Origin of the sequence: Subdoligranulum sp. APC924/74 (assembly GCF_003324125.1) — a bacterium.
GTDB lineage: Bacteria > Bacillota > Clostridia > Oscillospirales > Ruminococcaceae > Gemmiger > Gemmiger qucibialis.
The window spans coordinates 43367-63839 of the sequence record NZ_PSQF01000003.1 but is presented as its reverse complement, the minus strand read 5'-3'; the positions used below and the strand labels follow the sequence as shown (position 1 = coordinate 63839).

15 protein-coding genes and 1 pseudogene are annotated in these 20473 nt (G+C 54.9%); 5 read left to right on the top strand and 11 right to left on the bottom strand.

All coding sequences use genetic code 11. The annotated features are described in order from the left end of the window. Window positions 1–245: 245 nt before the first annotated feature. From rffA to rfbF, 11 genes and pseudogenes are all read right to left on the bottom strand, one after another. Window positions 246–1379 (bottom strand): dTDP-4-amino-4,6-dideoxygalactose transaminase, encoded by a 1134-nt coding sequence (gene rffA / locus C4885_RS02215; RefSeq protein ID WP_113998827.1) that lies wholly within the window; start codon window positions 1377–1379, stop codon window positions 246–248. A 41-nt stretch (window positions 1380–1420) separates the two neighbouring features. Beyond that, the gene (locus tag C4885_RS02210) at window positions 1421–2404 is read right to left on the bottom strand and encodes a glycosyltransferase family 2 protein (protein ID WP_113998826.1); all 984 of its coding nucleotides are present in this window, start codon (window positions 2402–2404) and stop codon (window positions 1421–1423) included. A gap of 73 nt (window positions 2405–2477) precedes the next feature. After that, the gene (locus C4885_RS02205) at window positions 2478–4010 is read right to left on the bottom strand and encodes a hypothetical protein (RefSeq protein WP_113998825.1); all 1533 of its coding nucleotides are present in this window, start codon (window positions 4008–4010) and stop codon (window positions 2478–2480) included. A 68-nt stretch (window positions 4011–4078) separates the two neighbouring features. Further along, window positions 4079–5041 carry an NAD(P)-dependent oxidoreductase gene (locus C4885_RS02200; protein WP_113998824.1) on the bottom strand — a complete coding sequence of 321 codons (963 nt, stop codon included), beginning with the start codon at window positions 5039–5041 and terminating at the stop codon, window positions 4079–4081. 10 nt (window positions 5042–5051) lie between these two features. Next, complete coding sequence (locus C4885_RS02195; RefSeq protein WP_113998823.1) at window positions 5052–6146, bottom strand: acyltransferase; 1095 nt, start codon at window positions 6144–6146, stop codon at window positions 5052–5054. A gap of 11 nt (window positions 6147–6157) precedes the next feature. Further along, complete coding sequence (locus C4885_RS02190; protein WP_113998822.1) at window positions 6158–7999, bottom strand: thiamine pyrophosphate-binding protein; 1842 nt, start codon at window positions 7997–7999, stop codon at window positions 6158–6160. Between the two features lie 16 nt (window positions 8000–8015). Beyond that, window positions 8016–9839 carry a glycosyltransferase family 87 protein gene (locus C4885_RS02185; protein ID WP_158538780.1) on the bottom strand — a complete coding sequence of 608 codons (1824 nt, stop codon included), beginning with the start codon at window positions 9837–9839 and terminating at the stop codon, window positions 8016–8018. A gap of 340 nt (window positions 9840–10179) precedes the next feature. Further along, the gene (locus tag C4885_RS02180) at window positions 10180–10620 is read right to left on the bottom strand and encodes a GtrA family protein (RefSeq protein WP_113998820.1); all 441 of its coding nucleotides are present in this window, start codon (window positions 10618–10620) and stop codon (window positions 10180–10182) included. A 137-nt stretch (window positions 10621–10757) separates the two neighbouring features. Continuing rightward, complete coding sequence (gene rfbH, locus C4885_RS02175; RefSeq protein WP_113998819.1) at window positions 10758–12101, bottom strand: lipopolysaccharide biosynthesis protein RfbH; 1344 nt, start codon at window positions 12099–12101, stop codon at window positions 10758–10760. An 11-nt stretch (window positions 12102–12112) separates the two neighbouring features. After that, window positions 12113–13168 carry a CDP-glucose 4,6-dehydratase gene (gene rfbG, locus C4885_RS02170; RefSeq protein WP_113998818.1) on the bottom strand — a complete coding sequence of 352 codons (1056 nt, stop codon included), beginning with the start codon at window positions 13166–13168 and terminating at the stop codon, window positions 12113–12115. Next, window positions 13165–13948, bottom strand: a pseudogene (gene rfbF / locus C4885_RS02165) (glucose-1-phosphate cytidylyltransferase). Before rfbF ends, rfbG begins: the two are co-directional and overlap by 4 nt. A 478-nt stretch (window positions 13949–14426) precedes the next feature. Here rfbF and C4885_RS02160 point away from each other — a divergent pair. Genes C4885_RS02160 through C4885_RS02140 form a run of 5 tightly spaced genes read left to right on the top strand, consistent with a single transcriptional unit; the run spans window position 14427 to window position 20452 of the window. Then, on the top strand, window positions 14427–15926 hold the full coding sequence (locus C4885_RS02160) for an MBOAT family protein (protein ID WP_113998817.1): 1500 nt from the start codon (window positions 14427–14429) through the stop codon (window positions 15924–15926). 27 nt (window positions 15927–15953) lie between these two features. Next, entirely contained in the window at window positions 15954–16886 is a 933-nt protein-coding gene (locus C4885_RS02155) for a hypothetical protein (RefSeq protein WP_113998816.1), read from the top strand. A 30-nt stretch (window positions 16887–16916) separates the two neighbouring features. Further along, the gene (locus C4885_RS02150) at window positions 16917–18230 is read left to right on the top strand and encodes a surface carbohydrate biosynthesis protein (RefSeq protein ID WP_113998815.1); all 1314 of its coding nucleotides are present in this window, start codon (window positions 16917–16919) and stop codon (window positions 18228–18230) included. A 51-nt stretch (window positions 18231–18281) separates the two neighbouring features. Beyond that, the gene (locus C4885_RS02145) at window positions 18282–19745 is read left to right on the top strand and encodes a lipopolysaccharide biosynthesis protein (RefSeq protein ID WP_113998814.1); all 1464 of its coding nucleotides are present in this window, start codon (window positions 18282–18284) and stop codon (window positions 19743–19745) included. 29 nt (window positions 19746–19774) lie between these two features. Next, window positions 19775–20452 carry a GNAT family N-acetyltransferase gene (locus C4885_RS02140; protein ID WP_113998874.1) on the top strand — a complete coding sequence of 226 codons (678 nt, stop codon included), beginning with the start codon at window positions 19775–19777 and terminating at the stop codon, window positions 20450–20452. The last annotated feature ends 21 nt before the right edge of the window (window positions 20453–20473 follow it).

Sequence of the window (20473 nt, the reverse complement as noted above, 5' to 3'; positions counted from 1 at the left end):
ACGCTTTTGGCTTGGCATCTGCCGCACCTCGCTCGCCGTATCGGCACTTAGAATTATGCGGTATTGCCCTTGGTTTTTTATACAAACAGGCAAGCATTTCGTCCCCCGTGCCCTGACCTCATTGTTCCGTGGAGAACTTTCGCTTAATTTTAAAAGAACAAACAGAAAAATCCGTATCCTCCTGCCCTGCTTGGCATTCGGGATACGGATTTTTGTTATATTGCTGATTTCATGCACTGGGCATGTTATTTCTGTGCAAAAAAGTCTTTGACCACCTGCACCACGGCTGCGCGGTCGGCTTCGGTCAGACCATAGTACAGCGGCAGGCGGGTCAGGCGGTTGCTTTCCTTTGTGGTGTATTCATCCACACCGGCAAAGCGGCCGTATTGGATGCCCGCCGGGGCGCTGTGCAGCGGCACATAATGGAAAGACGATGCCACACCGTGGGCTTTCAAATAGGCAATGAACGCAGTGCGCTGTTCCAGGTCCCGCAGCTTGACATAGAACAAATGCCCGTTATGCACACAGCCTTCCGGCACGGTGGGCAGCTCCAATAGGCCTGCTTCAGCCAGCGGTGCCAGCTCCTGTGCGTAATAATCCCAGCTGTGGGTACGGTCTGTATTGATGGTATCGGCCTGTTCCAGCTGTGCCCACAGGTAAGCGGCATTCAGATCACTGGGCAGGTAGCTGGAGCCATAAGAAACCCAGGTATATTTATCTACCTGGCCGCGCAGAAAACTGGCGCGGTTGGTACCCTTTTCCCGCAGGATTTCGGCCTTGGTCACGGTTTCGGGGTCATTGATGACCAGCGCGCCCCCCTCCCCCATTGAGAAGTTCTTCGTCTCATGGAAAGAGTAGCAGCCAAAATCACCGATGGTGCCCAGTGCCCTGCCCTTATAGCTGGCCATCACGCCCTGGGCGGCATCTTCCACCACCTTCAGGTTATGGCGGCGCGCAATCTGCATGATGGTATCCATATCGCAGGCCACACCGGCATAGTGCATCACGCAGATGACTTTGGTTTTTTCGGTAATGGCGGGTTCAATTTTTGCTTCGTCAATGTTCATGGTGTCCGGGCGGATATCCACAAACACCAGCTTGGCCCCAGCTAAAACAAAGGCCGTTGCCGTGGAAGAAAATGTGTAGCTGGGCAGGATCACCTCATCACCGGGCTGGATGCCGCACAGCAGGGCAGCCATTTCCAGCGCGGTGGTACCGCTGGTGGTCAGCAGCACCTTGCCCGCATGGAACCGCTGTTCCATCCATTCATCACAGCGGCGGGTAAAAGGGCCATCGCCGCAGATCTTATTGTTGGCCATGGCCTGGTGCATATAGTCCAGCTCTGTACCAACCTGCGGGGGAATATTAAAAGGAATCATTGTTTTACTGTCAACTCGCAATCTATTATAACCACTCGGTCTTACTGGGCGCGGGTAGTATCACTTTCCGGCGTTTCGGGTTCAAAATTCAGCCGCTTTTCTTCCACCACCAGGGGGCGGTCCATAATACGGGCGTTCATTGCCATGATGTACTCGCCCAAAAATCCCAGAAAGGTCAGCTGCACGCCGCCTACAAAGAACACAGCAATAATCATCGGGGCATAACCCGCAGCAAAGGTATTCCAGTGGATCAGCTTTGCCACCAGGAACACAAGCCCCAGGATAAAGCTGACCGCCGCGCAGAAAAAGCCGAAGAACTCCGCCATCCGCATCCCAATCTTGGTGTAGCTGGTAAAGCTGAGCATGGCGGCATCAAACAGGCTGTACCAGTTGTTGTGGGTCTTGCCTGCCCGGCGCTTGGGCTGGGTGTATTCAATCTCCTTGCGCTCGGGGCCAAGCTCCGCCACAATCCCGCGCAAAAACGGGGTGGGGTCGTGCAAATCACGCAGGGTCTGGATAAAGCTTTTATCGTACAGGCCAAACCCGGTAAACTGCTCGATCATTTCCACATTGCTCATCTTTTTGATGGTTTTGTAGTAACAGTCCCGCAAAAAGTACATGACAGGGTTTTCCTGGCTGGTGGTCTTTTTGCCGATTACAATTTTGTAGCCTTTTTCCCATTCAGCCACAAACTTTGGAATCATCTCCACCGGGTCCTGGAAGTCCGCGCAGATGGTAATGGTGCAGTCCCCTGTGGTATGGATCATACCGTAATAGGGGCTGTTGAACTGACCAAAGTTCTTGCTGTTAAAAATGGCTTTGACCTTGGGGTCCTGTGCGCAGATGTCCGTAATGATCCGGCGGGTACGATCCTGGCTTTTATTATCAATAAAAAGGATCTCATAGTCATAATCCGGGCAATCCTTCCGAATCTCATCCCGCACCGCCTCATAGATGGGGCGGGCGTTCTCCTCCTCGTTATAGGTAGGGATCATAACAGAGATGACTTTTTTCTTCTCGCTCATGCAGGTTTCATTCCTTTAAGTTTAGTCTTTGGCCCACTGCCGCAATAGCCGGGCAGACCCTTATCACTATACACTATTTTGCAAAATAGGTAAAGAACAATTTATTTTCACAGTTTTGCGTTTCAAAGTTCAGGCTTACAGGGCGGTCCGCCAGGGTGTAGGGCTCCTCGTTTTCCAGGCAGAAAGTCCCCTCTTTGGCAATGTGGCAGATGCCGCGGTAAATTTCCATGGCCGGGGTGCAGGCACCGATCAGCAGCGTTGCCGCCAGCAGAATGGTCACGGCATGCTGTGCAAGCGTACCGTCCCGCCATTTGGTGCCCACCAAGGCGATAAAGTACCGGGCACAGAGGGTCATCAGGATAAAGATAGCCGGGATGGACACCCGCATGCAGAAATCGCACCCCTGTCCCACCTTAAAGAACGGAATGATGAAGAGCGACACGGCGCAGGTATAAAACAGCCAGCTGCGGCGGTTCTGCCGCCAGAGCAGCAGCAGATAAATGCCGGCATCCAGCAGGTAAAATACCAGCATGCCTTTTTGCAGGCTGGTCAGAACGTTTTGGCCAAAAGTCTGCTGCGCTGCCTGGTTCCCGGCGACAGTTTCGCCCAGAACGCTGTAGCCAAAGGCGTTATTGGCCAAAAAATAACTGGCCGTAATGCTGAGCACCACAACCAGCACCAGCACATTGGCCGGGGAGAACGCCGATTGCAGCACGCCTTTTTGACGCTGTGCCAGCAGAACAATGCCGCGCACCACCATAAAAATAACCAGCCCCACAAATGGGAAGGGGCCGCACATCAGGCAGGCCGTGCCCAGCAGCAGGTAGTTGCGGCAGTCTTTCTCCTGCAAAAAGCAGACGGTTGCCAGCCATGCCCCCACTGTCTGGTTGAACACCCAGAACAGGCAGGTCGTCAGGGAGCTGAACTGGAAATCATTCGTCCACCATTCCAGGTGCATAGCGTCATAGGCCAGCAGGTCCGGCAGTCGGCTGCTGTACAGCGCGCCCAGAATATCCATGCCGCTGAAGAAAATCAAAAACAGCAGGCCGATCCCCTGCTTTTTGCCGGTATCAGCACGCAGGTAGACCAACAAATTCAGCGCCGCCAGATAGGTGCCCAGCGCCGTCCACACCCAAAGGGCCATACGGGCGAACATCCAGGCGGCATCCAGCCCAAACAGAGCGTATACCGGTTTGGTCAGCGCCGCCGGGACCAGCCAGTGCCCGATATAATACACCAGCGCCGTATCCTTTTGCGGGTAATACACCGGCCAGCTGTTTGTGATCAGATCCCGGTAAATGGCGTTGCGGTAACCCCAGTCCGAGTTCTGGTAAAAAAAGCCCGTCTGACCGCCCAGGTAGCCCCACAACAGCATCAGGGCAAACAGCAGCACCAGCTTTGGCACCGAAAGCGTAATGCCCTGCTCTTCTTGCCCCACTTGCTTAACCTGCGGCGTTTTGCACACGGCATACCACCAGGCAAAGGCCAGCACGGCCAGGCCCGCAACGGCAAACGGCGCGCGGAGATACCCCGCAAAAAACACCGCCAGCGGCGCGGTGAGATAGGATAAGGCAAACGGCTTTAACTTTTGGTAGGTCAACTGCATAAATACTGTCTGGCTCCTGTTCGTCCATGCGGGTCCTGCCCGCACGGACGGGGTTATTCCTTATTGGCTTAATTGGTTTGCTTTTGCGTTTTTGCCCACGCAATGGTGGCGCGGATGCCATCGGCAAAGGCGGTGCGCGGCGCAAAGCCGGTATCCGCCGCAAGCTGGGTGATATCCGCCTGCAAAAACATGACCTGCTGCGGCCCGTAAGGGATTTTGCCCAGGCCAAGCGGCAGGGCCAGGTCGATGGCATCACGCAGGGTCTCAATATATTCCCGCAGGGGGCGGGCGGTGCCGCTGCCCACCGGGTACACAGCACCGCTGCGGCCATGGCAGGCCATGCGGTACAGTGCATCCGCAGCATCGGCGGAGTAAAGATAATCCCACTTCTGCTCCCCTGCCGTCAGGTCCGGGCACTGCCCGGCCAGCAGTTTTTGGATGGTGGCGGAGATCATCGTGTTGGGGCCGTCATGCGGGCCGTAAACCGAAAGGATACGCGCCCACACATGGTCCATGCCCAGGGCGGCGGCCTCGGTACGGCTCATCTGGCCTGCACACAGCTTGGCCATGCCGTACCCGTTTTCGGGGTTTGTGGGGGTATCGGCCCGCAGAACACCGTCCACACGGCCATACTCTGCCTGGCTGCCGGTACCAACAAACACACGGCAGCCCATTGCCGCCGCGGTACGCACGGCATCAATGGTATAGCGGATATTCTCAATCTGAGCCGGCATATCATTGCGGCCCGCGCCAATGGTGTGCGCCCACGCCAGGTGGAAAAAGGCATCCGCCTGCACGGGCAGCCCGGCTGCGGCCATGCACTGCGGCAAATCCGCCAGGTTGGCGGCATCACAGGCAACTACATACAGGTTTGCATCCTTGGGCAGCGCTACGGCCCGCGGGCTGCCGGGGCGGCAGACCGCCACCACGGTACACCCGGCCTGCAGCAGCCGGCTGCACAATGCTGTGCCCACGGCCCCGGTGGGGCCGGTTACGATTACGGTTTGTATCTGCCTTTCGATTTTTTCCATTTTCAACACCTTATTTGTTTTTCGCAATGATCTCTGTGCAAAAAGCATGCCAGCTTTTTTTCATTTGTCTGTCTATAATTTTCCCTACATAATAGACAATTCCTGCCGCTATTGCACAGCAGGCAAAAGAAAGAACCAGCCTTTGCAGTTCGGTCACTTCTACGCTGTACATTGCCAGTATATTCGGCAAAAATTGTACGCAATACAAATGACTCAAGAAAACTGGCATGGTTGCTTTCCCCAGAAATCTGACAAAGCCGTTGTCAAATTTTCCGTAGAAAAGCGATTTTCCGCTTGCCGTAATGGTAAATGCCGCACCCAACGCCAAAACCACAATGCCATCCAGCATAGCACGTGTCTCATTCATTGACCATATATGGTAAAGTACCCACGCATACCCAGCCAATTCCACGGCTGTCATCATCGCGGCCATCTTTTTCCCTACATCAATTTTTTTCAGAGTTGATGCAGCCCTGTTTGCTACTACCCCTCCCAGAATTCCTGCAAAGGCACGCAGCATTCCGGTATTAACCCAGCCAAACAGAAGTGTACATGGGGCATCCAGTGAACCACAGTTCTGCAGGATCACGCCCAGTATCAGCAGGATTGCTGCCGGGGTCGCCTGCACAGTCAAGCCATAATGCCTGCGCAGCAGCGGATACAGCACCCAGACCGCAAAAGTCATTGCGGAAAGATACCATAGCACCCCTGTTGTGGAGGCTACAGAAAACCCAAAGTTCTGTAAATACAGGAAATCTGCCGGAATCAGCTGTAAATTCAACAGAATTGTAGCGCTGTCCCACTGTTGTGCATAGGCACGCACTATAAACCCCAAAACGGTTGCCACAAGAAAGTATGGAAATATCAAACGATAACGCTTGAGCACATCCCATGTCGCTTCTTTCATGGCATTTTCTAGCGAAGGGCAGGTTGTTTCTCTTGCGTTTAACCGGCATATCTTTTCGGCAAGAAAATACCCTGTTACGATAAAAAAGAATTCAACGCCGATATATCCCCTGCGCACGTACCACGCATGGAACAATACCACCCCCACGCAAAATACAAACCGCAGCAATTCAATATTGCCATTCCGCGCTTTTTTCATTTTTTATTTTCTTACCCTTCCGGCACCAAGGGGATAAACATCTGCTGTTCCAGCTCTTCCCGCGGCAGGAATGGTGCCAGGTCCTCCAGCGGCGGGCTGACCAGTGTGCCGTCCGGCAGACGCTTGGTGGCGCTCTTCGGCTCCCAGACCTGCTGGGTATCGGTAAAGATCTCGCAGAAAGTCGGGCCTTCTGCGGCAAGGGCGGCATCCACCACCTGTTTCATCTCAGCGTTGGAATGTGCGCAGGAATACGGGTAGCCGAACGCTTCGGCAATTTTACGGAACTCCGGGAAGGACAGATCCCCGCTCTCCGGCCCAATGCCGATCTTGCAATGGTCTTTGAACAGGTTGTTCTGGGTCAGGCGGATGGAGTGGTAGCCGTTATTGTTGATGAGGAAAATCTTGATCGGCAGCTTATTTGTCAGGATGGTCTGCAATTCCTGCAGGTTCATCATGATAGAGCCATCGCCTTCCAGGCAGATGGTGGTACGGCGGCCGCCTGCAATGCAAGTGCCAATAGCGGCGGGCAGGCCGTAACCCATGCTGGCAATAGCGCTGTTGTTGGCCATGCGGCTGCCTTTTTGGATGACATACGCCTGATTGCCCACCACGCAGCAGGCGCCGTTGGAAACTGCGGTCAGGCTGTTTTCCGGCAGGCGGGAACTGAGGTAGCGCACAAAGGCGTACACATTGGCGGTGGTGCCGTTTTCTTCCCACTGGCGTGGCAGCACGGCGGGGTAATCTTTTTTCCATCGCTGGCAGGTTGCCAGCCAGTCCGCTGCCTGACTGACAGGGGTCAGCGGCGCTGCGGCGGCATCCAGCTTTTGCAGAAAGTCCTTGGCATCCGCCCACACGGGGTGCTCCACATGCAGGGTGTGCTTTTTCATCTCGGCGCGGTCAATATCCACCATGATGACTTCCGCCGCGCGGGCCCAGGTTTTCCAGTTATAGCCCACCTGGCGGATGGAAATGCGGGTGCCCACAGCCAGAATCAGGTCTGCGTTCTGGATGGCCCAGTTGCCGGGGCGGTCGCCCATATTGCCGGCACGACCGCAGTAAAGCGGGTTTTCGTCCTCGATCAGGTCCACGGCGTTCCAGTAGGTCACAATGGGGATGTTCAGCTTTTCCGCCACGGCGCGGAACGCTGCGTACCCGCCGGAAAGCCGGATACCGTACCCGGCGTGGAACACCGGGCGCTTGGCGTTGCGGATCTTTTCCAGCACCATCTGCACGGTGGCATCGTCCACCGGGGGCGGCAGCCGGGCATCGTCCTGCGCCGGGTCATAGCCGGGCAGACTGTCGGTTTCAATGTAGCCGCCCTGATAGTTGACCGGGATATCGATCCACACCGGGCCGGGGCGACCGGTGGTTGCCAGGTGCCAGGCTTTTTCCAGCACATAGCGGATCTGGTTCGGGTCTTCCAGCATGGTGGCGTATTTGGTCATGGGGGCAACAGATTTGGTGATATCGTATTCCTGGTCGCCCACCGCGCGCAGGGGCAGGCCATCGGTAAACTGCGCGGCATAGCGGGCCGTGGTATCGTACCGAACCTGGCCGGAGATCACGAACATAGGGATGGAATCCAGCCAGCCGCCCACCACACCGGTCAGGGCGTTGGTGCCGCCGGGGCCGGTGGTAACGCACAGGGCGGCAATTTTGTTATCAATGCGGGCGTATGCTTCCGCCGCAATGGCACTTGCCTGCTCGTGATGGTTATAGGTAACATGCAGCGCCGGGTGGTGGCCCAGTGCATCATTCAGATGCATGGCGCCGCCGCCCACCACGCTGAACACATCCGTAACGCCGTGCGCCGCAAGAAAATCGGCCACATAATCGGCCAGACGCTGTTTCATTGGGGGTGTCCTCCTTTTATTTAATCCGTTCAAGCTGCGGCTGAACCATTACAAAATACAAAGTTCTGGAATCCTGCGGGGCATCGACCCGCTTGCCGCTGTAGCTAATATCGATTGTACTTTCACCAAAAGGAATATCCGCAGTATAGCGGATTTTCATGTTTTCCTGGCTGACCACAAAGGTCTGGCTACTGTCACCGAAGGTAATGGTAATGCTGGGGCGGTCAGAAATATCAAAGAAATAATCCCCCACTGTAAAGGTAAAGGTGTACCTTTCCGTATTCAGCTGCGGGTTTACCAGTTTGATCTCCGCACTTTTCTTGCACCAGTAAAACGGCAGCTCTTTGTTGGAGTTTTCAGGAGTATAATATTCTGTGTTATAAATGCCATCCCCCAGCTGCATGGTAATAGACGGCGCATTATACAGCACCCACACGCCATAGAAAACGGCAAGGGAAACTGCCAATGCCCCCAGTGAAGCGCCGAAAGTAACCAGCGTGCTGCGTGCAGCTTTTTTATCTAGTTTTGATTGTTCAGGCTTTTTGGTTTTCAGCGCTGCCAACACACAATTTACTGCCTGTACAACGCCCCAGATGATAGCTGTCAGTATTGCCAACTGTACAATGGTGTTGCGAATATAAGAGTTACGCTCTTCAAAGATTGGAAGCGGCAGATTAAATACCATCAAAACCGCAAAAGGCAATATATTTTGACGTGTCATCACCTTTTCCTGTGCAAGAAAATACGCCAGCGGAATCAGCGCCATGCAGTAAATATAGTTGCCCTGGCTTTGGTACATCATAGCCACGGTAATCAGCAGCAACGCCTGCCATTCTTGGCGGCAGAGCAGAGCACACACAACCAGTACCGCCGCCACAGCAAAGGCTGCTGCAAAAAAAGATACCGTTGCATTGCTGGTTCCGGCAATCAGGTCCACCAGATGCGCCCCATGTGCGAACATGCTGTTGATGCCATTACCTGCCCAAGGTGTTTTACTTTTACTTCCAAAAGAGAACAAAATCTTCAGCCAAAGCTGCAAGCCGTACACGCCCTCCTGGAAGGCAAACACCGGGAGCACCAACGCTGCAATGCCATAAAACACCGTGCGGATTGCTGCTTTGAAATCCCGGTTTCTTAAAAGCATAACACCTAAGAATGCGGGATAAATTTTAAGTCCGGCTGCTACTGCCAGTGCAACCAATGCCAGTTCCCGCACCCATGCGCGCTTTGAACGGTGATACATGACGAAAAAAAGCGAAAGCCCCGCCGCCAGCAAAATAATATTGCCGCGGTCTACCGCATTAAGCACACCAAAGCTGAACAAGGCAAAAAACGTACTGGCCCTGGCCCACTGGGCATTTTGCATCACGTCACGGAGCAAAACCGCCAGCAAAAGAACCGCCAGCACCACAAAAAAGACGTATAGCAAAAAGCACGACTGTGTTGTACGTAAATCAGTTTCTGTGCCGCGCATGGCAACTGACGCCTCAAAGTCATAGGTCCAGTTATCAGATACCGAAGCAGGCACCAGTAAAAACAGGGCATAAAAGAACAAATTTGCCAAGGGCGGATACAGTGTGTCAAACACCGCATACGGCTGGCGTCCACGAACATATTCAATGCTATGGAAAAAATCCATGCCGGCATCCAGTGTATCATGGTATAAAAAGTACGAAAGAAAATCACCATGGGTAACATACAGCGTTACCATAACCACAATGGCACACACTGCGCTGAGTACACAGTACAGCTTGGCCATTTTTTTCCAGAACGGATTGTTCCCTCTTCCTTTTTTACCAAAAAGGCCTTTTCCCCGTTTCGTGTTATTCTCTTTCAGCACGCGCTGGCTGTTGCATTCATTCTGGCCATAATTCAGTTCCAGCTGCACCGATTTGTTATCTTCCAGCAACAGCTGATCTAATCCAATGCTGATACCAGATTTATTCTCGCTATTTGTTGTCATGTTGTCCATACACAGCCTTGCCCTATTTCTGTTCCCGGTTATGTATCAGATATTCCCTGGTTTCCCATATTTTTTACCGATATATTTTGCAGTCTTATTTTCAACAATAAAGCACCGCCAACCAACCTCGTTGAGTCGGATGATGGTTAGGGATCCCGATACCGCACTTTTCCGTGCCGGATAAGCTCCACATCGTTGACGGGAAACATTTTGTCGTTTATCTTTCCTTAAATGTCCACAACTTGTTGATGATAAAATTCAGCGGAATCGTGACCAGCAAATTTACAATCGGCGCAATCGTTTTGCTGACGCTGAAGAACGTAACCTCTATCCAAAGCAAAACATTAGAAAGGATCGACGTGCCGCCGTAGCTGACATATGTTTTTCCAAGGCGTTTCAGTTTACTGCGCCAATCGTTTGCATTCCCGGTAAACACAAACTTATCGTTCCAAAAAAAGGCATTGGCAATGCTCAGAATTGTTCCCAGAACGCTGCCTACCATATACAGGTCTGGGCTGATCCACAAAAAGATATAATACACCGCCATCGATACCGCCGTGTTGCTTACGCCAACAAGGCCAAACTTGATAAACTGTGCAAGCAGCGCAACAAATTCCTCTTTGCTTTTTGCTCCCAACAGTGCCAACAATTTCTGCATGGATCCCGTTCCTTTATTATTCTTTATAAGCAATCAAAAAGCAAAGCCCGTATTGATAATTTACCGCAGTGCAGCAGCCATTTTTTCTTATCAGCACGGCTTTGCTTTTTCTTATTAATTCATCTTATCAGCGCTTTTTACTGGTTCACCGCTTCAATAATGATCTTTGCCATATAGTCGATCATCTCATCGGTCATGCCGGGGTACACGCCGACCCAGAAGGTGTTGTTCATGATAAAGTCAGTGTTGGTCAGCTCCCCTGCCACGCGGTAGGCGTCGGTGCCGCGGATCTGGTCAAAGCAAGGGTGCTTGATCAGGTTGCCGCTGAACAACAGGCGGGTCTGGACATTGTGGTCCTCAATATAGCGGGTCACGGCGTTGCGGTCCAGGCCGGATTCCGGCTTGACCGAAATCAGGAAGCCAAACCAGGACGGGCGGCTGTTGGCGGCCGGTTCCGGCAGGATCAGCTTATCGGCGGCCGGTTCCAGGGCTGCGCGCAGGCGGTCCCAGTTATGGCGGCGGCGCTCGATAAAGCTGGGGAACTTTTTCAGCTGTTCGCAGCCGATGGCGGCCTGCATATCGGTCACTTTCAGGTTATAGCCAAAGTGGCTGTAAACGTACTTGTGGTCATAGCCTGCGGGCAGTTCGCCATACTGACCGTCAAAGCGGTGGCCGCAGAAGTTATCATGGCCGGACGGGCAGATGCAGTCGCGGCCCCAGTCGCGGTAGCTCTTGATCAGGCGGTTCAGCAGCGGGCTGTTTGTATACACGCAGCCGCCCTCGCCCATCGTCATGTGGTGCGGCGGGTAGAAGCTGGAGGTGCCGATATCGCCCCAGGTTCCGGTAAAGCGGGTTTCGCCGTTGATGGTGTACTGGGTGCCCAGGGCATCGCAGTTATCCTCCACCAGCCAGAGGTTATGGGCATCGCAGAAGGCTTTGACGGCGGACAGGTCAAACGGGTTGCCCAGGGTATGGGCGATCATGACTGCCTTGGTCTTGGGGGAAAGAGCGGCTTCCAGCTTGGTCACATCAATGTTGTACTGCGGCACGGTCACATCCACAAACACCGGCACAGCGCCATACTGCAGCGCCGGGGTGACAGTGGTGGGGAACCCGCATGCCACAGTGATGATCTCATCGCCCTTTTTGATCTGGCGGTCGCCCAGTTCCGGGGCGGTGAGCGCCATAAAGGCAATCAGGTTGGCGGAAGAGCCGGAGTTGACCAGGTTGGCGAACTTTACGCCGATCCACTTGGCAAACTCTTTTTCAAATTCATCCGCAAAGCGGCCGGTGGTCAGCCAGAAATCCAGCGTTGCATCGGTCAGGGCGCACATTTCTTTTTCATCAAACACGCGGGATGCATAAGTAACGCGGTCGCCGGGCTTGAAATCCGCCTTTTTCTCCTTAAAGTCATGGTAATATTCTGCCACCAGCGCCTTGATCTGCTCGCGGGCTTCGGCCTCATTGCTCCAATTTGCCATCGTCTGCTCCCTTACTCACTCAAAAATTCCTTGATCTCTTTGTCCATCTCCGCCGGGATATCCCCGCCGGAAAGCCATACCTTGCTGAACGCAACGGTCTTTTGCATACATTCCGCCATATGCCAGCGCGGTTTCCAGCCGAAGGTGGATTTCAATTTGCTGCAATCCAGCTTCAAAAAGTTTGCTTCATGCGGGGCGTTTGCCTCAGCGCGGTTTTCCCATGCAGCACCATCGCCCCACGCCTGGCAGAACAGGTCTACCAGGGTGCCGGTCGTCACACAGTCGCAGTCATCCGGGCCGACGTTATAATAGCCGGCGTACCGGTTATCCTCATACTGGCGCTGGGCGATCAGCAGGTACGCCGCCAGCGGTTCCAGCACATGCTGGTATGGGCGGGTGGAATACGGGTTGCGCACACCGATGCTCTCCTCTTTTGCCATCGCGCGCACGCAGTCCGGGATGATGCGGTCATTGGCAAAATCGCCGCCGCCAATCACATTACCTGCGCGGGCAGTGGAGATGGCTACACTGCCATCCGCAAAAAAGCTGTTTTTATAGCTGTGGGTCACCAGCTCCGAGCAGCTTTTGCTGTTGGAGTAGGGGTCGAAGCCGTCCAACGGTTCGTTTTCGCGGTAGCCCCAGCACCATTCATTATTCTGGTACACCTTATCCGTTGTTACGTTCAGCACAGAGCGCGGCGGAGTTTGGGCGGTGCGCACGCATTCCAACAGGTTCACGGTGCCCATCACATTGGTTTCATAGGTATAGCGTGGGTCCTTGTAGCTGTCCCGCACAATGGGCTGGGCCGCCAGGTGCAGCACAATTTCCGGTCGAGCGGCATCAAAGGCCGCTTTCAGGCTGGCAAAATCGCGGATGTCGCCGATCACGCTGGTCATTTTGCCTTCCAGCCCTGCCAGAGAGAAGAGGTTAGGGGTTGTGGGCGGTTCCAGGCTGTAACCCGTTACCACTGCACCGGCCCCCACCAGCATGCGGCAGAGCCAGCTGCCCTTAAAACCGGTATGCCCGGTTACAAACACGCGTTTGCCGCGGTAAAATTCCAAGTTCATTGTCGGTTCCACACTTCCCAGGGCGCACAGCCAGACGCCCACATTTTTTCCAGCATACTTTTTTCGCGCTCGGTATCCATGCACTGCCAGAATCCGCGGTGCACATAGCTCATCAGCTGGCCTTTGGCTGCCAGCTCGCGCAGCGGGGCCTGCTCAAAAATGGTATCATCGCCGCTGATGGTATCAAACACTTCCGGTTCCAGCACCATATAGCCCGCGTTGATGATAGCCCCATCGTTGACGCTTTTTTCACGGAACGCCTGAACCGCATTGTCCTGGCCGATATCCAGCACGCCTTTCTGCTGTTCCTGCACCACGGCGGTCAGGGTTGCCAGCTTGCCATGCTGCTTATGGAACTTGACCAGTTCGGCAATGTTCACATCGCAGACGCCATCACCATAGGTCATCATAAAGGTTTCGTTGCCGATATATTTCTGCACCCGTTTGATGCGGCCGCCCGTCATCGTGTTCAGGCCGGTATCCACCACCGTCACGCGCCACGGCTCGGCGTGCTGGTCATGCACAATCATCTCGTTGCCCTGGGTGAAGTCAAAGGTCACATCGCTGGTATGCAGGAAATAATCCGCAAACCACTCCTTGATCATATGCTGCTTGTACCCGGCGCAGATCACAAAATCATTGAAGCCATAGCTAAGAATACTCTTTCATGATATGCCACAAAATAGGCATACCGCCGATTTCGATCATCGGTTTCGGCTTGAACTTGCTTTCTTCCGAAATGCGCGTGCCATAGCCGCCGGCAAGAATTACAACTTTCATATTTTTCACTCCCGTAAGCCTGCAGCGGAACCCTGCTTGCAGTCCCGCAAAAACTGTCCGTCCCACCAGCATTTCAACCGCCGGACAGTTTGGTACACACCCAGCCTATTTTTTATTACTATGATAGTATATCATTTTCACGTATTCAGTGCAACCGTTCCAGGAAACTTATCACACCTAGTAGGCTTGCTTTTTATTCCGCGTTTTGCTCTTTGTTATCACATTTTAACGCCGCTTTTGTTGCCGCTGTGCAAACAGTATTCTTTACGTTTTTTCGTGCGTATTTTGTCCCTACCAGGCGGCCCACTTTACATTAGTAGGCAAAACAGGTATAATAGTTTAGTTAATCTGTGATATTGCGCCATTTTGCCATATTGCGGGTGCAGGCGGTCTTATTTTATCCTTGCTGCCTGTGGATTTTTTGCGGCACGCCGCGCGTTGTGCGGTACCGCTCCTATTAGGTCTGGAGGTTGCGCTCATGGGGCTGCAAAGCCTGCAATACTGTGCATTTTTGGTGGTTGTGGCTGCCGTTTACCTGCATTTGCCGGTGCGCATGCAGCCGGTGTTTCTGCTGGGAGCTTCGTGGGTGTTTTATGCACTGGCCATGCCGGCCATGCTGCCGGTCACCATTGCACTGGCGGTGTTCACCTACCTGTGCGGCCGCGGCCTTGCCTGGCGGGGCGGCGCACACAAAACCGCTTTTTTGCGCCTTGGCGTGATCGGTATGCTGGGCATTCTGGCCTTTTTTAAGTATAACGGCCTGTTGGGCGGGGTGCTGCACGGCTGGCGCGCGGTGGCCATGCCGCTGGGCATCAGCTTTACCAGTTTTGCCGCAATCGCCTACCTGATCGACGCCACCCGCGGCGACTGCGAGGTGGAAACCAGCTTTATCCGGCTAGCGCTGTTCCTCAACTTTTTTGCCACCGTCACCCAGGGGCCCATCTGCCGCGCCGGTGCGCTGCTGCCGCAGTTGAGCGCCGAGCACCGCTTTGATGCCGCCCGCACGGTGCGCGCTTTGCGGCTATACGCGCTGGGGCTGTTCAAATACATTGCCGTGGCGGATGTGCTGAACATGGTGGTGGATACGGTTTTTCCCCACTATGCGGATTACAGCGCCCCCATGCTGATTTTGACCGCGGTGATGTACACTTTTTATCTGTATTTTAGCTTTTCCGGCTATTCCGAGATTTCCCGTGCCACCGGCCTTGTGCTGGGGCTGGACCTGCCGGAAAACTTTAAGACCCCGTTTTACGCCACCAACTTTTCCGGCTTCTGGAGCCGCTGGCACATCTCGTTTTCTTCCTGGCTGCAGGATTATCTCTTTATGCCGCTGGCCTGGGCAGATCTTGGCCGCTTTGGCCGCCTGCCCACCGAGCTGTGCGTGTTCTGCGTGTTCTTTGCTTCCGGCTTCTGGCATGGCAGCACCGCGCCATTCATCATCTGGGGTCTGCTGCAGGCGGTTTACCGCGTGGGCGAAGAGCTGCTGCACCGCCGCTTTGGCAAACCCAAAAAGCGCGGCACCCCGGCCCGTGTGCTGTGGGGCAAGCGGGTTGTGGTGTTTGTTTTGTGGACCATCAGCATGGTGTTCTTCCGCGTGGGGTCCGGCAACCTTTCCGGCATGGCCGAAAACCTGGGCGTTGGCGATGCTTTCGTCTACCTGGGCCGCTGCCTGATGAACAGCTGGTCCCCCGCCCGCTTTGCCGGGGAGCTGTACAGCACAGCGTATACCGGCTTTTACGCCAATACCATTATGGTAGCGGCTTATTGGGCGTTCGCTGCGCTGGCGCTGGCGCTTGGCATCTGGCTGGATCACCGGCGCAATTTTGCCTGCAAAAACAAACCGGCTGAGGTTGCCCTGGCAAGCGCCAAGCACCGCAATGCGCTGTATGTTGTTTTGATCGTTTTTATCCTGGTGGGGTACATCATGCAGAGCGGTGGCTTTAACGCCAACGCGTTCGGCCCCTATGCAGGGTTTTAATCTTATGGAAAAAAGGAGATTTCCGGCGTGAAGCATATCATCAAAAAATTGGCGCTGCTGTTCGTGCCGGTCTATCTGTGGTTTGCCTTTTTTGTGGCGTTTGAGCCAAACAATTATTTTGGCATCAAAAAAACAGCCTCTTCCAGCCAGCCGGTGGCCCGTGTGCGCGCCTATGAGCAGAGCCCCGGCACCAACCTGATCATCGGAGACAGCCGCCTGGCCCACTTTGATATGGACCTTGTGGATTCCCTGACCGGGCAAAGCTGGCAGAACCTGGCCTTTGGCGGTGCTTCCCTGAAGGAATGTGTGGACCTTGCCAACTATGTGCTGGATTCCGGCAACCAGGTGGACCGCATTCTGTTTGAGCTTTCGTTCTACACCTTAAACAGCAGCTATAACACCGACCGTTTTTCGGCGCTGGAAGCTACCCTGCGCAACCCGCTGGCCTACTGTCTGAACCTGGAATACAACGTGAACGCCCTGACCGTGTTTATGGACACCGTAAAGGGCACGCCGGACACCATTGAATCCGGCGACTGGACCGCGGCGGATTACCTGGATGATGCCGGGAACACGATTCCGCTGCACAAAAAGCTGTATGAGTACCCGGCGCTGATCACCACCCGCTGCCAGAACTGGACACTGAACGAAACCGAGCTGGCGGAGTTTTTGGCTATGGCCCAGCGCTGCGCAGACCGCGGCGTGGAGCTGACCATTGTGCTGCCCCCCATGGCCGCCAATGTGCGCACCGAGGTATGCGATGCCTTTGGCATTACCGCCGTGATGCAGGACGAAGTTCTGCCGCTGTTGGAAAAGCAGAATTTTGCCGTGCTGAATTACGAATGGGGCACCAGCTACATTACCGATGATGACACCCAGTTTTTTGACGGGTTCCACCTGGACGAAAAATACGGCCTGCCGGACTGGACAGCCGAACTGTTTGATGATATGCAGCGCTGATGCTGCCCCACCCCAAAAAGGAGGTCCCCTGTGGCACTGGACTTTTTGATTTTGTACGAACACACCGTTCGGGAATATGAGAGCGATCTTTTGCTCAAATTGGAGCTGGAGCGCCGCGGCTACACCGTGCGCATCCGCCAGCTGCTGGATGCCAAAGATCTGCGCCTGTTTGGCAAAGATAAGCCGGAAGTTCTGGTTGCCAGCTGCATGTATGACAACGAAGCCATCAACAGCCATGTGTACAACAACATTGGCAGATGCAACAAGATCGTCAACCTGCACTGGGAGCAGATGCTCTCCGACACGCAGGAGGAGGGCGATTGGTTCAACATGAACGGCAACGCCAAGCGCTGCGTGCAGACTTGCTGGGGCCAGCGCACTGCCCAGCGGTTACAGGCCCATGGCATGGATGCCAAGAACACCCCCGTGACCGGCGCTGTGATGATGGACTTTCTGCGGCCGGAGTTCAAGGGCTACTTTAAGGATAAGGAAACCCTGTGCAAGGAATTCGGCCTTGACCCCGCCAAACAACTGCACCTGTACATTTCCAGCTTTGGCTATGCCAGCATGACCGACCAGGAAGTGGCCGAGCTTTCCAAAATGGCGGGAACGGATTTTTCCGGCTTTGCCCGCACCAACCGCGTTTCGATGGAAAAAACGCTGGCCTGGTTTGACCGCTACCTGGGTGACCACCCGGAGGTGGAACTGGTATACCGCCGCCACCCCAGCGAATGGAAATGCAAAGCCCTGGACGAGCTGGCCGTCAAACGCCCCAACTTCCATGTGATTTTTGCGGATTCCGTCAAGCAGTGGATTGTGGCGGCGGATTCCATCTCCATCTGGATGAGCACCGCTGTGGCCGAAGTATACATGGCGGGCAAAAGCTGCCATATCCTGCGCCCGGTGCCCATCGAGCACGAGTATGACCCCGTCATCTACAAGGATGCTCACTATGTGACTAGCTACCCGGAGTTTGCCGCTGCTATGGCGCAGCCGAACCCGCCGTTCCCCATTGCACGGGATGTGATTGAGGGCTATTTTGACCCCTCCCCTGCCCCGGCCTACAAGCGGATGGCCGACCTGCTGGAGGAAGTGTACAAAAATCCCCCGCGGGATGAACCGATGGGGCCCGGTTTTACGCCGCACTTCAACCTGCTCAAGTTCTGCGCACTGGCGGGGGTACACATGCTGTACCGCCACAAGTGGGAACCTAAACGGGTGTTTGCCTTCTGCCCGCCGCTGGCCAACTTTGCCCAGCGCATTTACGGTTATGTGGACAAAGCCTATATCCCGCCGGAGGAGATCCAGCGCATGGAAGCGCGCATCCGGCCATATGTAAAATAAAGTTGTTTTTCCGGCGCGCTGCGGTGCGCCCGCTGCAAATGGGAGCCTGCCATGTCTGAACCGAAAAAAACTGAAAGCTTTGCCGGAAATGTGATGAAATACTCCATTGCCACCTACCTTGGCTTTGGCATTTCCGGCGCAGCGCTTATCATCAAGGGCGTCCTGCCCGCCGAAAGCTACGCCGTTCCTGCTTCCTTCATGGCATACACCATGTCGCTGATGAACGTGGGCATGCTTGGGCTGGACCAAAGCCTGCTGCGCTTTTACCACGAACCGCCTGCCGGTTCCACCGGGCGCAGCATGTTTGCCGCGTGTACCCGGCTTTCGGTGCTGGTCATGCTGCTGGTGGGCGGCATCGGCAGCATCTTTTTCGCCAGGCCGCTGGCGGCGGCCTTTGGCCTTGGGGCCAACGGTGCCGGGCTGGTGCCGTTTTTGTTCCTGAACGCTGCTCTGTACATGCTGGTGCGTTACCTCAACGTGCTGCTCCGGCTGGAAAACAATGTGCGCGCCTACACCACCGAAACGCTGTGGATGCAGGCCTGCCTGAACCTGATCTACCTGCTGCCCGGCTTTGTTACCAAGGACGCCCGCGCTTTTGTGCTGGGTGCGGTGTGCAGCTTTGCGGGGGTCGCAGTGTTCTATTGGCGGCGGGCTTCTAAAGGTCAAACGAAAGAGGCCCCTGTGCGCGGTCTGCGCCCCTATGCCCACATTTACCGGGCGGCACTGCCTTACGGCATTGTGTTGGCACCTGCGGCCATCCTGATCCCGCTGTACCGCGCCATCTGCCTTTCTTTTTTAGGCAATTACGCCCCCGCGGCGGAGCAGGGTTCGTTTGATTTCGCCTACACCCTGGCCCAGCTTGTCACCACCATTCAGGCCGGTTTTTCCACCTACTGGGGCCCCTATGTCTACGCGCATTACCGCACCGAGCAGGAGCGCATTGGCCGCATCCATGATCTGCTGAACCTGCTGATCTTCGGCTTTTTCTGTCTGCTGGTCATGTTTGAGGATATCATCTTCATCATCTTCCCGGCCAAATCTGCCTGCCTGCCCTACTTTCCGCTGATGATGCTGGCCGTGGTGTTCTCCATCCTGTGCGAAGGCACGGTGTACGGTAACACCATTGCCCGCAAGCCGTTCCAGGATACGATTGGAACCGCCGTGGGCGTTGCGGCCAACATTGCCGTGTGCGCCGTGCTGGTGCCGCGTTTTGGCGTAATGGGTGCCGCGGTCGGCCTGGTAGCGGCCAATGCAACGATGTTTTTGTACCGCACTGTGACCGGGCAGTATTACTACCGCACCATCCCCAGCTTCAGCCGGACGATCTGCGGCTTTTTGCTGGCGGTGGGTGTGGCCGTGATCGGCGTGGTGTTCGCCCACAATTTTATCATCAAGTTTGTTTTAACTGCAGCAATCCTGTTTATTTACTGTAACATTTACCGTGCCCAGCTGTACAAGCTGTGGCAGATCTTTATGGGCTTTGTGCGGCGGTATCTGCTGCACAGCCAAGCATAACTACTGCAAAGGAAAGGTTGTATATCAAGATGAAGCATTGCGGCACACAAGAGTTGACCACCGAGCGGCTGGTCCTGCGTCGTATGACAACCGACGACTGCGAAATGATGTTTGGCAACTGGGCCAATGACCCGGAAGTGACCCGCTACCTGCGCTGGGAGCCCCACCGTGACTGGGTGGTAACGATGGCATATCTGAACGAGATCGTCAAACAATATGACCGCCCGGATTTTTATGATTGGGGCATCTGCGATAAAGTGACCGGTGTGCTGATGGGCAGCATCAGCATTGCCCCCGCCGAATCCTGTGAGCGTGAAAAGCCCTATGCCTGGAAAAACGTGAAAACCGAGCTGCTGGGCGGCATGTATGAGATCGGTTACACCTTGGGCAAAAAGTGGTGGAACCAGGGCTATGCCACCGAAGCCGCCGCTGCCGTGCGCGATTACTGGTTTGGCATGGTAGGTGCGCCCTGGCTGGCCGGGTTCCACGCCAGCCAGAATGTAGCAAGCAGCCGCGTGTTGGCCAAGACCGGCTTCCATTATGACCACGATACCGTTCTGCACCGCTTTGACGGCACCGAGGTGCCCTGCCTGGCCTGGTACCTGCTGAATCCCGGCTGCCAGAAATCCGATGAACCGGCAGCCGCTGCCCCCGCTGTACAGGCAGAACCAACGGAACCAGCGGAGAATGCCGAGACAACCGTCTGACATTCACTCCCCTGCCCCATA